The 869-nt window shown below is 36.2% G+C and carries 1 protein-coding gene; it reads right to left on the bottom strand.

Translation table 11 applies throughout. The features are described 5' to 3' along the window. Positions 1-320: 320 nt before the first annotated feature. A complete protein-coding gene (locus ACLU24_RS13440; protein ID WP_062807149.1) occupies positions 321-518 on the bottom strand; it encodes an LPXTG cell wall anchor domain-containing protein in 198 nt (65 codons plus the stop codon). Positions 519-869: the final 351 nt, after the last annotated feature.

Genomic DNA, 869 nt, shown 5'->3' on the forward strand with positions numbered 1-869 from the left:
ATTTTGAAAAATTATGAAAAAATTTTGTTCCTCTACCTATAAAGCTTTTGAAAGTATATTTACCAACCCCCTTTTGCAAGTTTTTTTCGCAAAAATGAAATATTCCCTCACTAATAGCAAGTTTCAGGAGGCATTTGGACGGTATTTTCGCAGAAAAATCATTTTTCTACTAATCACATGTGGCAATGAGGATTATGTCAGCTGCTTTTGAAAAAAGGTCAAAAAAGAAGCACCAACTTTTATAGTCAATGCCTGCCATATGTCTCTATTGATTCTGAAAAACTCCTGTGGTAAATCCACAGGAGTGCTCGTCATCTTCTTTATTCCATTTTCTTCTTTCTTAAGATTAACCATCCGGTGATTACTGTTACTGAAGCGATTAGCGTAATCACATACCCTGACAGATCTGTTGTATCACCTGTCTGCGGTGAATAGATCGACGTTGATGTATTTCCTGTTGTTGTATTTTTCTTTGTACCGTTACTGTCATTTCTGCCCGTCTGTCCGGACTTTTTCACATCTTTATATGCAATGGCATAATCCGAAAACTGATTGGTCTGGAATGTAAGTGTCTGGTTATCTGCATCATATCAGGAATCTCCGTCTCACAAAAATTGTCAAAAGTTATCAAAGAATATAACTCTGATTGTAATCTTGATTATGCTACAGTACAAAAAGCCTTGGGAAGCATCTATCTGATGACTGCCGGTTTTTCGCAGGCTAAAACACATTTAAAAAGAGCTTTTAAGTTTTATGAAAGGATCTGGGCTGATGAACCGGAAATGATTGAAGCAAAATATCAGGAAATTCAGGCGTTATATCCACAGATTGGATTTTCCATTGGAAAAACTCTATCCGGTCTTTTAACA

The organism is Pseudoruminococcus sp., assembly GCF_047012705.1.
Classification (GTDB): Bacteria; Bacillota; Clostridia; order Oscillospirales; family Acutalibacteraceae; genus Pseudoruminococcus.